The sequence below is a fragment of the Archangium violaceum Cb vi76 genome (assembly GCF_000733295.1).
Lineage (GTDB): Bacteria > Myxococcota > Myxococcia > Myxococcales > Myxococcaceae > Archangium > Archangium violaceum.
Map to the genome: position 1 here is coordinate 1 of NZ_JPMI01000232.1, position 14077 is coordinate 14077.

Genomic DNA, 14077 nt, shown 5'->3' on the forward strand with positions numbered 1-14077 from the left:
ATCCGAGCCCGTTCTTCCAACCCGTGGCCCTCGGTGTGGACAGGGGATTCAACCCGGGACCCTGGCACCCTCACCCCGTCCCTCTCCCGAGGGGAGAGGGGAAATTGTCGCGGACCTACCTGGAGGGGTAGCGCCTCACCGTCTTCTCAGAACCACTCGGGCCGCATCCGCGTGTACGAGTCCTCCCCTGAGCGGCACAGCGCCACCAGGTGTGTCACCCGCGGCAACTCCGTGTTCAACCAGTACTGCGCCGCCGCCAGCTTCCCCTCGTAGAAGTCCCGGCCCTCGCCGCCACGCGCCAGGCCCTCGCGCGCCGCCGCCGCCTGCACCAGCCATCGCCACGACACCGCCAGCACCGAGAACAACTCCATGTAGTCCGCGCTGTGGCGCAGCATCCGCTCCACCTCGCCCGCCATCCCCGCCGCTCCCAGCTCCATCGTCAGCTCCACCACCTCCTGCAATGCCCGGTTCAGCGCCTCGCCCCACGCCGGCTCCACGCCCGCCTTCCGCGCCCGCTCCACCGTTGCCCCCACCTCCTCCGTGAAGGCCTTCATCGCCTCGCCCCCGGCCGCCATCACCTTGCGCCCCAGCAGGTCCAACCCCTGGATGCCCGTGGTGCCCTCGTGGATGCTGTTGAGCTTCTGGTCCCGCAGGTACGCCTCGGGCAGGTACTCGCTCGAGTAGCCGTAGCCCCCGTGCACCTGCACCGCCAGCGCGTTGGCCTCGAAGCCCTTCTCCGCGGGGAACGTCTTCGCCAGCGGCGTGAGCAAGTCGAGCAGCAGCCCCGCGCGCCGGCGCTCCTCCTCCGTCTTCCCGTGCGCCGCCACGTCCGCGTGCCACGAGGCCACCGCCAGCAGCGACAGGCCGCCTTCGACAATCGCCTTCTGCCGCAGCAGCATCCGCCGCACGTCCGCGTGCTCGATGATGGGGCGCTGCGGCCGCGCCGCGTCCTTCTCCCACGCGGGGCGCCCCTGCGGCCGGTTCTGCGCGTACGCCAGCGCCTCCTGGTACGCCACCGAGGCCGTCGCCACGCCGTTGAGGCCCACCATGATGCGCGCCTCGTTCATCATCTGGAACATGTGCGCCAGGCCCTTGCCCGCCTCGCCCACCAGCCACCCGCGGCAGTCCCCACCCTCGCCGTAGTTGAGCGCCAGGCTCGGCAGCCCCTTCCAGCCAATCTTGTGGATGGCCCCCGCCACCCGCACGTCGTTGTCCACCAGCCGTCCGTCCTCGGGCCGGCGCGAGGGCACCGCGAAGAGCGACAGGCCTCGCGTCCCCGCCGGGGCGCCGTCGATGCGCGCCAGCGTGAGGTGCACCACGTTCTCCGTGAAGTCCTGGTCCCCGCCGCTGATGAAGATCTTCGAGCCCGTGATGCGGTACGTCCCATCCCCCACCGGCGTGGCCCGCGTCTTCACGTCCGCCAGGCTGCTGCCCGCCTGCGGCTCGGTGAGCGCCATGGTGCCCGTCCACTCGCCCCGGTACATCCGCGACATGAACTCGTCCTTCAGCCACGGGCTGCCGAAGGCCTGGATGAGGTGTGCCGCGCCGGTCGTCAGCCCGATGAAGCCATACGCGCTCAGGTTGGCCGCCATCAGGTACGCCGAGGCCAGTGAGTACACCGTGATGGGCAACTGCTGGCCTCCCGCCTCCACCGGGTGCGTGGCCGACAGCAGGCCCAGCTCCACCAGCTGCGGGTACAGCTTGCGCATCAGCGGGTGCACGTGGATGCGCCCATCCCGGAACGAGGGCGGCTCGGTGTCCATCAGCCGGTACGTGGGCAGGAGCACGTCCCGGGCGAAGCGGCGCGTGCTGTCCAGGAAGAGTGTGAACGTCTCGCGCGAGTGGTCCGCGAAGGCCGGGAGCTGGCACAGCGATTCCGTGTCCAGCACCTCGTAGAGCTGGAAGTCCACGTCACGGTCGGAGAGCAGCGGATTCGAGGCGGGGGCGGTCATGGGGCGTGTGTTATCCCATGGCCGGAGAATTGCTTGGAGTTTGTCGAGCCATGAATCTCCGGACGTTTCCTCCCCAGGTCGAGCAGCTCGCGCGCCAGTGGCGCGGTGAGGTCCTGACATCGTCGACCTGGACCCAGGTGGGAGACGTCATCGAGCACTTCGAGTCCGAGCCGTTCTTCGTGCGTTCTTCGGAGGGAGAGACCGGGCTCGCCAAGCCGGGCACCGTGGAGCCTCCGGTTCATCAGCTTCCGAGGGCCGCGCACGAGAAGATCGCATCGGATCTCGCGTTCGACCTGGGGCTCCCCGTACCACCTGTCCTCCTGTGGTCGCGCTCCGGAGCGGGGCCGAAGCAGCAGCGGTATGCGTCCATCTCCGCGCTGGCCTTCCCGAGAGCCAACCCCTGGGCGATGGCCGCCAGGCTGTCTTCACGCCTCCTCCCCCGGCTGGCGGCCGTGGCTTCCGCGATGGCCGTCTTCGACTCCTGGGTGGCGAACGCGGATCGGCAGAACGATGGCAACCTGCTGGTGAGTGAGGATGACTCCGTCAGTCCTCCGGTGCTGCGGGTGGCATACCTGGATTTCGCCAACTCGCTCGCGTACCGCTGGGGAAAGGGGGAGCGGTGGTGGAAGTGGGAGGAGGGGGTTGCCTGCTACCCGGACGGAGTGCCGTGGGATGTGCGGAGCATGGCGTTGGCCATCGGCGAGATTGAACGGTTCCCGCCCGCGACGCTGCGTGAAATCGTGAATAGAATTCCTGGTAGCTTCCTGTCGGAGCAGCATCGGACCGCCATCCGCGAGGGACTGTCGTACCGTCAGTCCAGGATTCGCGGCATCATGGCCAGCATGTACCCGGGTATCCCATGAGCCTGGACAAGGTGTGGCTCTCGTTCGTCGATTACCGTCCCGACCCGGCTACTCCGGAGAAGGACCGGATTGCCCTGGGGTGCATCCTCGAGGCTCGCGCGAGAAGGAGCGGACTGTTCTCCCTCGCGGGTCGTGTGTCACTGACCGAGCCCGAGCTCATGATTATGGACCGTATCGGTCGAGAGACACTCGTCCATCCCGCGGACTTCTTGAGGCAACAACTTCGAGAGGTTCTCGATCGGGCTGGGGGGGCCCTGTCTTTCGAGCAGGGGGGCGCATTGCGCCAGCTGTCTCAGGTGCATCGCTGGTCGCTCTACGTGATGCCTCCCCGGTTGATCCGTATCGAACGCCACCTCTCGCAGAACAACACGCAGGCGCTCTATTCAGCCACCGGGCAACTCTTCATCGCGCGCATGCTGGGGCGGGATGTATCGCTGGACAGGACGCTGCGAGCGAAGCAGATCATCCCGGAGGATTGGCGCGCCCAGGTTCCCCCTGCCTGGCAGATTGCTCAAAGCTCACTCTCGGCTCCCATGGAACCGCGAGCACAGCGTTGATGCACGCACCTCACCAGCGATGTGACAGGCCCGCTCCCGCGTACACCGACAGTGGCGGCGCTGGCTCGAAGTAGCGCCCCCGGCTCGCGTTCACCCGCACGTTGTCGCTGTAGCGCGCCGACAGCAGGTTCTGGATGCCCAGGAACGGGCTCACCTCGAACACCCCCATCGTGAAGCGGTGGCCTACCCTCGCATTCACCACCCAGGACGTGTGCTCGCGTACCGTGTTCGCGTCGTCCGCGTACAGCCCTCCCGCGCTGAACACCTCCACCGCCGCCCGCGCCCCGCTCGCGTGCTGGTACACCGCCTCCGCGCTCACCTGGTTCGCCGGTATCCCCGGCACCTGCTTGCCCCTCAGCTGCTGACCCTGTGACACGTAGTCCCGGAACGTCGCCTGCAACGCGTTGTAGGCCGCCCTCACCCTCAACTCCTCCGTCACCTTCGCCTCCAGCGCCACCTCCGCCCCCATGTGCCTCGAGCGCCCCGTGTTGCGGAAGTACGCTCGCGCCCGCTCGTCCTCGAAGCGCACCAGCCCGTCTTGTATCCACACCGCGAACAGCGCCACGTCGTAACGCAGCCGGCCCCACAGCAACCCCCGCGCCCCCAGCTCCACCCCGTTCGAGCGCTGGGGCTTCAAGTCCCTCGACAACCCGCCGCCCGTCCCCGCGGGCACCGCCAGCTCCGTCGTCGTCGGCGCCTCGAAGGACTGCGTGGCGCTCGCGAACACCGACACCTCCGCCCTCGGCGCCCAGATGAGCCCCAGCCGCCCCGTGGGCTGCTGGAACGTCCGCGCCCCCGTCCCGTCCCCGTCCTCCTTCAGGAAGTCGTCCACCGTGTAGCGCGACACGTCGTACCGCGCCCCCGCCACCAGCGTCAGGCGCTCGCGCAGCTCCCACTCCTCCTGAGCGAAGACGCCCAGCCCCAGCACACCCTCGTCCTGGTCCAGCTGCAACACGTTGCCCGGCTGGCCTTCCGTGTTGTCGAAGTTCTTCCGCCGGTCCGCCTGTGACTGCACCTCCGCCCCCACCGTGAAGCGGCTGCGCAGCCCGAGCAGCGGCGCCCGGTTCCCGTAGCGCACCGACACCCCGTTGAACGCCCGGTCGAACGCCACCACCGTCTGCGGCAGCGCGTTCTGGAAGCGCCGCAACGCCAGGAAGCCACTCGCCTCCACCTCGTGCGCCTCGCCCAGACGGCGGCGGTACGTCAGCCCCAGCCGCCCCTGCCGCACCGACTCGCCCGCCCGGTATTGCGCGTTGAGCGGCGAGGCCTGTTGGGGGTCATCCTCCACCTCCGCCCGCGTCAGCCCTCCCGCGTCCCCCGCCTCCGGCGCGTCCACCAGCGACAGCACCGCCTTCCATTCCGAGCTCTCGTCCGGCGTCCAGCCCACCTTCCCGTTCAGCAGCACCTGCTCCGTGCCCGACAGGCTCCGCCACCCCTGCTGCGCCAGCCGAGACGCGCCCACCATCCACCGCACCTCCCCGCTCTTCCCCCCGCCCTTCACGTTCAGCTTCCACAGCCCGTTGTCCCCGTTCACCGTGCGCGCCTCCACGAAGGGCCGATCCGGGCCTTCCTCCGTGGTGATGCTCACCACGCCCCCCGCCGCGTTCCCGTACAGCGACGAGGCCAGTCCCCGCAGCACCTCCACGCGCTCCGCCGAGCCCATGTCCAGGCTGTCCACGTTGCTCTGCCCGTCCGGCAGCGTCTCCGGAAAGCCGTCCACCCGCACCGTGATGCCCCGGATGCCGAACGCCGAGCGCGCGCCGAATCCCCGGATGGACAGCCGCAGGTCCTGCGCGGCGTTGTTGCGGCTCTGTGTCACCAGCCCCGGCACCCCCACCAGCGACTCGTGGAGGCCCAGCGTGGCACGGCCCTCCTGGAGGTCCTCCCGCTCCACCACGCTCACCGCCGCCGGTGTGCGGCTCAGCGGCGTGGGGACTCGCGGCGCCACCACCGTCGTCTCCCCGGGGGCCGTCTGGGCCAGGGCGGCCGAGAGCACTGCGCAGGGGACCAGCCAGGACATGTCGTTATCTCTCCACCTGCACGCCCTTCCAGAAGGCGATGTGTCCCCGGATGTTGTGCGCCGCGTCCTTCGGCTCCGGGTAGTACCAGGCCGCGTCCTTGTTCACCTTCCCGTCTACCTCCACGTCGTAGTAGCTCGCCACCCCCTTCCACGGGCACGTGGTGTGCGTCGTGCTGTCCTTCAGCACCGCTCGATTCACCGCCTCCCGCGGAAAGTAGATGTTGCCCTCCACCACCTCGTAGGTGTTGCTCTCGGCAATCACCGCTCCGTTCCACATCGCCCTGGCCATGGTCGTCTCCTCGTGTCGGCCTTCCCCGCATCTGTGCCTCGCGCCCGTCCGCGACGCCATGTGCGGTGGGCTCCAGGGGGAGCGGGCAGGTGAGTGCTTCACACCCGGTCCCCCCCGGGAGGCCATCCCCGTCGAGGGAGTGTCCGCTGGTGGAAAGGCGGTAGGGTGGGGATGGGGTGGGGTACTCCGGGCTGTTCCGGCCCTGTTAACGTCCCACGTCCCTTTCATGAACCCCTCCGAGCGACGCGTCCCGGACGTGCCACCGCTGTCGAATCCGACCCCGGGCCCCGACGCCCAGAACCGCACCACGGACTCGTTGCAACTCCTCGCCGAGGCCGGCGCCCTGCTGGGCTCCTCGCTGGACTACGAGACGACGCTGGCGGCCCTCACCCGGCTCGCCGTGCCCCGGCTCGCCGACTGGTGCTCCCTGGACATCCTGGGCGAGGACGGCGTCGTCCGCCTGCTCGCCGTGGCCCACGTGGACCCGGCCAAGGTGAAGTGGGCCCACGAGCTGCGCCGGCGCTACCCGCCCGACCCCAAGGACGCCCACGGCCTCCACGAGGTCATCCGCACGGGCCAGTCCGTGATGCTGCCGGAAATCCCCGACGCCCTGCTGGTGGCCAGCGCGCGCGGCGACGCCGAGCACCTGCGCATCGCCCGTGAGCTGGGCCTGCGCTCGGCCATGACCGTGCCCCTCTCCGCGCGGGGCCGCACCTTCGGTGCCCTCGCGCTCGTCGCCGCCGAGTCCGGCCGGCGCTATACCCCCGCGGACCTGGCCCTCGCCGAGCAGCTCGCCAGCCGCGCCGCCCTGGCCGTGGACAACGCGCGCCTCTACACCAACTCCGTTCGCGCCGAGGAGCGCTTCCGCTCGCTCATCCACGCCACCGCGCAGGCCGTCTGGGTGATGCAGCCGGAGGGCATGGTGGCGGAGGACTCGCCCACCTGGCGTGCCTTCACCGGCCAGGCCGCCGAGGAGTACCAGGGGTATGGCTGGCTCGCCGTGGTCCACCCCGAGGACCAGGAGCGCGTGCGGCGCGGGTGGCAGGCGGCCCGGGTCATCAAGCAGCCCTACGAGGTGGAGATGCGCCTGAGCCGGGCCGATGGCAGCTGGGCCACGGTCCTCTCGCGCGCCGTGCCCATGTTCGACGCGCGGGGCCAGGTGCGCGAGTGGATCGGCACCAGCACGGACATCACCGCCCAGCGCCGCGCCGAGGAGACCTCGCGCCGGCTGGAGAGCGAGCAGCGCGCCCGCCAGCTCGAGGCCCTGCGCGCCGAGGTCAGCGAGGTGCTCTCCCGCGAGGACACCCCGTCCCGGCTGATACAGGCCTGCGCCGAGGTGATGGTGCGCAACCTGCCGGTGCTGTCGCTCGTCCAGCTGTGGACCTGGAACCGCGAGACCCAGGTGCTGCAACTGGAGGGCAATGCCGGCTCCGCCGCGCCCCCGTCGGTGCAGCTGTCCCGGGTGGAGCTGGGGCAGACGCTCGTGGGCGCCGTGGGCCAGTCGCGCCAGCCGTTGCTCGTCAATGAGCTGCTGGCGGATCCCCGGTTGCGCTCGCGCACGTGGGCGGAGGTCAACGGGCTGGTGTCCTTCCTCGGTGCCCCGCTGCTGGTGCGTGGGCAGCTGGTGGGCGTGCTCGCCGTGTACGGCCAGACGTCCCTGGAGGAGGAGACGCTGGCCACGCTGGCCACGGTGGCGGATGCCGTGGCCCAGGGCCTCGAGCGCCGCCGCGCCGAGGTCTCCCTCCAGGAGCATGCCCGCGACCTGGCGCGCTCCAACGAGGAGCTGCAGCAGTTCGCCTACGTGGCCTCGCACGACTTGCAGGAGCCCCTGCGCATGGTGGCCAGCTACACGCAACTGCTGGCGCGGCGCTACCAGGGCAAGCTGGACGCGGACGCGGACGAGTTCATCTCCTACGCCGTGGACGGGGTGAACCGCATGCAGCGGCTCATCCAGGATCTGCTGGCCTGGTCGCGCGTGGGCACCCGCGGCCACGAGTTCAAGCCGCTCGACGCCGCCCTGGCGCTGAACAAGGCGATGGCCAACCTCAAGACGCTGATGGAGGAGACGGGCGCCACCCTCATCCAGGGGAAGATGCCCCAGGTGATGGCGGACGAGACGCAGCTCACCCAGCTCTTCCAGAACCTGGTGGGCAACGCGCTGAAGTTCCGGGGCAAGACGCCGCCCCGGGTGCTGGTGGAGGCCGAGCTCCAGGGCGACGAGTGGCGCTTCACCGTCGAGGACAACGGCATCGGCATCGAGCCGCAGTACTACGAGCGCATCTTCGTCATCTTCCAGCGGCTCCACGGCAAGGAGGAATACCCTGGCACGGGCATCGGCCTGGCCATCTGCAAGAAGATCGTCGAGCGGCACGGTGGCCGCATCGGCCTGGACTCCCAACCCGGACAGGGGACGACGTTCTGGTTCACCCTGCCCGCGGTCCCCACCCCTTCAACCCCGGGCATTCCCTCATGAGTGACGACACCCTCGGACGCCCCATCGAAATCCTCCTGGTGGAGGACAACCCCGGCGACGTCCGCCTGACCATCGAGGCCCTCAAGGAGGGCAAGGTCCGCAACCGCCTCTCCGTCGCGCGTGACGGCGTGGAGGCGCTGGCCTTCCTGCGCCGCGAGGGCCCCCATGCCAACGCGACGCGGCCGGATCTCATCCTGTTGGACCTGAACCTGCCCAAGAAGGACGGGCGCGAGGTGCTGGCGGAGATCAAGGACGACTCGCGTCTGCGCCGCATCCCCGTGGTGGTGCTGACCACGTCCAAGGCGGAGGAGGACATCCTGCGCACGTATGACCTGCACGCCAACTGCTACATCACCAAGCCGGTGGACCTGGAGCAGTTCATCTCGGTGGTGCGCTCCATCGACGACTTCTGGCTGTCGGTGGTGCGGCTGCCCTCGCTGGAGTGAGGCCGGCATGAGCATGGACGACGTGAAGGCCTTGCGGCTGCTGTTGGTGGAGGACAACCCCGGGGACGCCCGGCTCCTGCAGGAGGAGCTGAAGGAGGTGACGTCCGTCCGCTTCGAGGTGCACCACGTGACGCGCATGGCCGAGGCGCTCGCGGTGGTGGAGGAGCCGGGGCTGGACGTGGTGCTGCTCGACCTGTCCCTGCCGGACGGGCACGGGCTGTCCAACATCGAGCGGATGCAGCAGGCGGCGCCGGCGCTGCCCCTGGTGGTGCTCACCGGCACGGATGACGAGCAACTGGCCATGCGGGCGATGCACGCGGGCGCCCAGGACTACCTGGTGAAGGGCCAGGCCACGGGGCCGCTGTTGGTGCGCGCGCTGCGCTACGCCATCGAGCGCAAGCGCTCCGAGGAGGGCCTCAAGCGCGAGGAGGCCGCGCGGCAGACGGCGCTCTTCCGCGAGCAGTTCCTGGGGATTCTGGGGCATGACCTGCGCAACCCGCTGCAGGCCATCTCCGGCAACGCGGCGCTGCTGCTGCGCTACGGCGGCCTGTCCGAGCCCCAGCGCAAGGCCCTCAACCGCATCTCCATCTCCTCGGACCGGATGGCGCGGATGATCTCCGACATCCTGGACTTCACCCGCACGCGGCTGGGCGGCGGCTACACGCTGCAGCGCACGTGGATGAACGTGCACGAGGTGCTGAAGCAGGTGGTGGAGGAGCTGGAGGTGGCGCATCCGCAGAAGCAATTCGAGCTGAGCGTGTCCGGCACGGGCTGGGGTGAGTGGGACGCGGACCGCATCGCCCAGGCGGCGTCCAACCTGGTGGGAAACGCGGTGCAATACTCGCCGGAGGGCAGCGCGGTGCGCGTGGTGGCGCGCGACGAGGGCGAGGGCGTGCGGGTGGAGATCCACAACCAGGGCACGCCCATTCCGGCCGAGCGCCTGCCGCACATCTTCGACCCCTTCGTGCGCGGGCAGCAGGGCTCGCGCTCGAGCCCTCGCACGGGACTGGGGCTGGGGCTCTACATCACGCATGAAATCGTGAAGGCGCACGGGGGCACGTTGCAGGTGCGCTCCACGGAGGCGGAGGGCACGTGCTTCTGGCTGAAGCTGCCGCGCCATACACCCCCCGCCACGAAGAGCTGAACGCCCTCTCCCCCTGGGAGAGGGCTCCCGCTCGAACCCCCGAGCCTTCCCCACCGACCGTGCATGCCCAACGTGATGGCAAGTGGCTGGCGGTACGCGAGGAGGCGCGGAGAGGGATGTCGGAGATAGAGACGCCGCAGGATGGGGCGCTGGAGCCGAGGGCGTACACGCTGCGGGCGAGACAGGGCCCGGTGGACACGTTGCTGTACGAGTCCCTGGGAGCGAAGGAAGGGGCGCTGCTGGCGGGTGGAGTGGGGGGAGGTTTCGACACACCGGCGCTCGGGCTCTACCCGCGGCTGGGCGAGGAGCTGCTGCGGCATCACATGTCCACGCTGCGGTTGAAGTACCGGCACTCGACGGACCTGACGGAGTCGGTGCACGACGTGCTCGCCGGGGTGGAGTTCCTGGTGGGGCGGGGGCTGGAGCGGGTGGCGCTGGTGGGGCACTCGTTTGGCGGGGCGGTGATGATCGACGCCGGGGCGCAGTCTCCCTGGGTGACGACGGTGGTGGGGCTGGCGCCGCAGAGCTACGGGACGGAGGCGGTGTCACAACTGTCGCCGCGCTCGCTGCTGCTGGTGCATGGCCTGTCGGACGCGGTGCTGCCCCCGAGCTGCTCGCTGAGCATCCACGAGCGGGCGAGGGGACGGAAGGAGCTGGAGCTCATCCCGGGAGCGGGCCACCTCCTGGACGAGGCCGCCGAGCGCGTCTTCACGAAGGTCCGCGACTGGCTCCTCCAGGAACTGCGCGCCTGAGCGGTGAGGGCGGCATGGAGACCGAGCGGGCGGGCGGGCCCTCACGCGTGTCTCTGCCCCACGCGCTCCAGGGGCGGCCCTAGCTTGAGCGGAAAGGAGGTCGCTCGAATGGCATTCCTCGTTGGGTTCATCGTGTTCTTCCTCGTCATCGCGCTCACCCTCATCCTGGGAGGCATCAGCAGGGTGGGGGACAAACGTGTGGAACGGGAGGGTCGGGCCACCGAGGGCCAGAGGCCCCCCTCGGACCGGGAAGCCCACGGTTACTGAGCGCCGTCCGGGGCGCCGGGAGGACGCGGGTTGTAGTAGCGCCGCAACCAGCGGGACAGGCCGTCCAGGCCGGGGAAGAGCACACGCTCGGTGATGTTGGCCTGGTCGAGCTTGTCCCGCACCTCCTGCTTGAGGTGCGCGGGGACGATGAGCCGGCGCACGCCGCGCTTCTGTTTCTCGAGGAAGGTGTCCAGGCGCGCCGACGCATCGTTCATCACCGAGAAGAGGGCGAACTGGTTGACGATGCGCTCGTCGAGCGAGGGCGGCTCGAAGAAGAGGACGAAGGGATGGCGGGTGAGCCGGTCGAAGGTGGCGAGGTCCCCGGCCACCGAGGCGAGCATCTCGGCGCTGAAGACGTCCGCGCCCTCTTCCTGGAGCTGGGCCTTGAGGGGACGGGGCAGCAGCCGGTTCGTCTCCCGGTAGTCCACGCTCCACACCACGCCGTCCACGTCGTACAGCTCTGGATCCTCGGAGAGGAAATGGAGCGCGACGTAGGGGCTGAAGGTCCAGTCGAGCAGGCGGGTGGGCAGGCCGTGGTGCTGGGCGAGCGATAGCCAATCCCAGAGTGAGTCGCAGGGGTTGGAGGTGCCGCGCGCGTACTTGCGGAAGGCGCGCAGCATGACGTGTTCCTGGCGGGAGTAGTTGCCTCCGCGACGGTTGAGGCTGGTGGCCAGGTCATGGCGCGAGTCCGGCATGCCGCGGAAGGCGAGCGTGGGACGGAAGCGCCGGAGGTTCTCGTTCCACGAGCCCTCGAAGAGCGCGTCCTGCAACTCCACCCAGTTCTTCACCCGGTGTTCCAACACGAACGGGAAGATGGGCAGCCCGGGGCTCGCTGGCACGTGGACCCGTGGGACGGTGCGGGCTCCTGGATTGTTCCTGGCAACAGGTGCATCCTCGCCCCGCGTGTCCGCTCACTCCATGCTCATCGATAGACTCCTGGGAGACATTCCCCGCTCCACCTTCCTCCAGGAGCACTACCAGAAACAGCCCCTGGCGAAGCCCTCCACCGCGGCGCACCTGCGGGAGCTGGCGACCTGGGCCACCGTCGATCGCCTCGTCGAGACGACCTCGTGCGACCTGCTGCTGGTGCGCGACGGCAAGCTGTGGCCCGGTGCCCGGCCGAAGACGGCCGCCGAGGCCCGCGCGCTCTTCAAGGAGGGATACTCGCTGGCCCTGCGCAACCCGGACCGGTACGACGCTGGCCTGGCGGAGCTGGGGCGCACCCTCTCCGCCGAGCTGCAGGGCACCGTCAACCTCCAGGTCTATTGCACGCCCGCGGGCCACGGCAGCTTCGGCTGGCATTGCGACCCGGAGGAGGTCTTCATCTTCCAGACGTCCGGGGCCAAGCGCTACCTGCTGCGCCAGAACACGCTCAACCCCACGCCTCTGCACGAGACGCTCAAGGACGAGATGAACCCCTCGCGTGAGCGCACGCCCATCCAGGAGTGCCGGTTGGAAGCGGGGGACTGGCTCTACATTCCCGGAGGCTTCTGGCACGAGGTGACGGCGCCGGACCAGGAGGCCATCTCCATCTCGGTGGGGCTCATGCCTCCCACGGGCATCGACGTGCTGGACTACGTCCGCACGCACCTGCTGCGCTCGCCGGCGTGGCAGAAGCGGCTGCCAATGCTCGGACACGCCTCTCCGTTGTCGGACCCGGAGAAGATGGAGGCGTACCGCGCCCTCTTCCAGGAGCTCGGCGGCGAGCTGAATCGGATGCTGGACGACCCGCGCTTCGTGCTCCGCTTCATGGCCGCCGCCGCCACCGCCGGCCTGCGCTCGTCGGTGCTGCGCGAAGGGTCCTCGCGCGACCCGGAGAAGTGAGCCGGAGCCCACCTGCTCCATGGGCCTCCGCTACGGGCTCACCGCGAGCTCGTAGTGGGACTCCTCTTCCTCACCGTCCGTGTACCGGACGACGAGGCCCGAGGGCTTGTGCTGGTGCGCCAGCCTGCGGCCACGGTGGATGGCCTGCGTCACGTTGGGGTACCGGTCGAGGCCGCGGCTGCCCTCGAGCCGGACGTACCAACCCCGTCCATCCGCGGCCACGATCACCCACCGCCGGCCGGTAGCGGTTTCCACCTCGCGTCGCTCGCTCTCTTTCCGAATCGCCAGGCTCATGAGGTGAAGCTGTCATGTAGCACCCGACGAGGCATTGTCCCCGGGGTCAGCTTGCGGAAGGCAGACGAGTGAGCAGGCGGGTTCTCAGCCACCAGAGGCCCAGGACCGCGGGTACCGTGGTGAGTGTGGTTCTCAACGCCGAGCGGCGGAGCCGCGTCAGGCCATGGGGCATCCAGCCGCCGCTGCTCTCCGCGCCATGTCTCGAGGGCTGGAAGAGATTGCCCGGCGTCGGGAAGGCTGGAACATCCTGATACAGGTGCTGCCGGTCCACCATGCGGGCCATGAGGCGCTCGGCGAGGCCCGGGGCCACGAAGGACAGCAGGTTGAACTGGCGGGCCGAGTTGCCCACGAACAGCTCGCGCCGGGGCCATTGCGCCATGTGCACGATGGCCCGGGCCACGCGCTCGGCGGGGTACACCGGGGGCATGGCCTTGGCGGCGCGGCCACTGTAGTTGGCGGCGTGCTGGAAGAAGGGCGTGTCGATGGTGGCGGGCATCACCAGGCACACGTGGATGTCCCGGGCCTTCTTCACCGCCAACTCCTGCCGCAGGCTCCGTGACAGGCCGCGGATGGCGTGTTTGGAGGCGACGTAGGCGCTCACGTAGGGCTCCGACATCCGGGCCACCCTGGAGGCGTTGTTGATGAGCACCCCGCTGCCCTGCTCGCGGAAGAGGGGCAGGGCGGCCCGCGCTCCGTGCACGTAGCCGAAGAAGTTGGTGTCGATGATGCGGCGGAAGACGTCCGGAGGCGTGTCCTCGAAGAAGCCGAAGCCGGTGACGGCCGCGTTGTTCACCCAGATGTCGAGGCGGCCAAAGCGCTCCACCGCCCGGCGCGCCAGCTCCTTCACCGACGCTTCGTCCGTCACGTCCGTGGGCACCACGAGGGTCTCGGCGCCTGGCTCGGCGCATTGGGAAGCCACCTCGTGGAGCGGTTGCTCGTTCCGGGCCGCGAGCACCACCTTCGCGCCGTGCCGGGCGAACGCGAGCGCCGTGGCGCGGCCGATGCCACTGGATGCGCCGGTGATGACCACCACGGACCCCTGGATCTTCCTGGGCATATCGCCTCCTCGTGGAGGCTAGGTACCGATTACGCAGCGCAGCAGTGGACATGCCGGCGGGGCCTTCCCGCTCCGAGCCCGTTGAATGTCCGGCAGCTGAGCAGACAGGCCCCTTCCCCCCTGCCTGTGTTCATGAGAG

Annotated in this window: 14 protein-coding genes; 8 read left to right on the top strand and 6 right to left on the bottom strand. The window is 69.6% G+C overall.

Annotation, left to right across the window (positions count from 1 at the left end):
* Positions 1 to 146 precede the first annotated feature (146 nt).
* Complete coding sequence (locus Q664_RS31270; RefSeq protein ID WP_043403789.1) at positions 147 to 1952, bottom strand: acyl-CoA dehydrogenase; 1806 nt, start codon at positions 1950 to 1952, stop codon at positions 147 to 149.
* Positions 1953 to 2002: 50 nt separating this feature from the next.
* Between Q664_RS31270 and Q664_RS31275 the strand changes: the two genes are divergently transcribed.
* Positions 2003 to 2815, top strand: coding sequence for a HipA family kinase (locus tag Q664_RS31275; RefSeq protein WP_043403791.1), 813 nt, complete (start codon positions 2003 to 2005; stop codon positions 2813 to 2815).
* Positions 2812 to 3372, top strand: a complete 561-nt coding sequence (locus tag Q664_RS31280; protein WP_043403792.1) for a hypothetical protein — start codon at positions 2812 to 2814, stop codon at positions 3370 to 3372. Before Q664_RS31275 ends, Q664_RS31280 begins: the two co-directional genes overlap by 4 nt.
* 10 nt (positions 3373 to 3382) lie before the next feature.
* Here the strand turns inward: Q664_RS31280 and Q664_RS31285 are convergent, their stop codons facing one another.
* Positions 3383 to 5392, bottom strand: a complete 2010-nt coding sequence (locus Q664_RS31285; RefSeq protein ID WP_043403794.1) for a TonB-dependent receptor family protein — start codon at positions 5390 to 5392, stop codon at positions 3383 to 3385.
* Between the two features lie 4 nt (positions 5393 to 5396).
* Positions 5397 to 5681: a DUF427 domain-containing protein gene (locus tag Q664_RS31290; protein WP_043403796.1), complete on the bottom strand. Its 285-nt coding sequence runs from the start codon at positions 5679 to 5681 to the stop codon at positions 5397 to 5399.
* A 226-nt stretch (positions 5682 to 5907) separates the two neighbouring features.
* Between Q664_RS31290 and Q664_RS52915 the strand changes: the two genes are divergently transcribed.
* The 5 genes from Q664_RS52915 (at position 5908) to Q664_RS59430 (ending at position 10763) form a co-directional block, all read left to right on the top strand.
* Positions 5908 to 8154, top strand: coding sequence for an ATP-binding protein (locus Q664_RS52915; protein WP_235216950.1), 2247 nt, complete (start codon positions 5908 to 5910; stop codon positions 8152 to 8154).
* Positions 8151 to 8600 carry a response regulator gene (locus Q664_RS31300; RefSeq protein WP_043403798.1) on the top strand — a complete coding sequence of 150 codons (450 nt, stop codon included), beginning with the start codon at positions 8151 to 8153 and terminating at the stop codon, positions 8598 to 8600. Before Q664_RS52915 ends, Q664_RS31300 begins: the two co-directional genes overlap by 4 nt.
* Positions 8601 to 8607: 7 nt before the next feature.
* Complete coding sequence (locus Q664_RS31305) at positions 8608 to 9744, top strand: hybrid sensor histidine kinase/response regulator (RefSeq protein WP_043403800.1); 1137 nt, start codon at positions 8608 to 8610, stop codon at positions 9742 to 9744.
* 59 nt (positions 9745 to 9803) lie between these two features.
* A complete protein-coding gene (locus tag Q664_RS31310) occupies positions 9804 to 10496 on the top strand; it encodes an alpha/beta hydrolase (RefSeq protein WP_152622446.1) in 693 nt (230 codons plus the stop codon).
* Between the two features lie 108 nt (positions 10497 to 10604).
* A complete protein-coding gene (locus tag Q664_RS59430) occupies positions 10605 to 10763 on the top strand; it encodes a hypothetical protein (protein WP_160174539.1) in 159 nt (52 codons plus the stop codon).
* On the opposite strand, the gene Q664_RS31315 is transcribed toward Q664_RS59430, so the two are convergent.
* Positions 10757 to 11566 (bottom strand): FRG domain-containing protein, encoded by an 810-nt coding sequence (locus Q664_RS31315; protein ID WP_043403925.1) that lies wholly within the window; start codon positions 11564 to 11566, stop codon positions 10757 to 10759. The two genes, Q664_RS59430 and Q664_RS31315, sit on opposite strands and share 7 nt — an antisense overlap.
* A 115-nt stretch (positions 11567 to 11681) precedes the next feature.
* On the opposite strand from Q664_RS31315, the gene Q664_RS31320 reads away from it, so the two are divergent.
* Positions 11682 to 12587 (top strand): JmjC domain-containing protein, encoded by a 906-nt coding sequence (locus Q664_RS31320; RefSeq protein WP_043403926.1) that lies wholly within the window; start codon positions 11682 to 11684, stop codon positions 12585 to 12587.
* A 30-nt stretch (positions 12588 to 12617) separates the two neighbouring features.
* Here the strand turns inward: Q664_RS31320 and Q664_RS31325 are convergent, their stop codons facing one another.
* Together Q664_RS31325 and Q664_RS31330 are read right to left on the bottom strand one after the other, a co-directional pair.
* The gene (locus tag Q664_RS31325; protein WP_084610483.1) at positions 12618 to 12881 is read right to left on the bottom strand and encodes a DUF2188 domain-containing protein; all 264 of its coding nucleotides are present in this window, start codon (positions 12879 to 12881) and stop codon (positions 12618 to 12620) included.
* Between the two features lie 46 nt (positions 12882 to 12927).
* Positions 12928 to 13938 (bottom strand): SDR family oxidoreductase, encoded by a 1011-nt coding sequence (locus tag Q664_RS31330; protein WP_043403805.1) that lies wholly within the window; start codon positions 13936 to 13938, stop codon positions 12928 to 12930.
* Between the last annotated feature and the right edge of the window lie 139 nt (positions 13939 to 14077).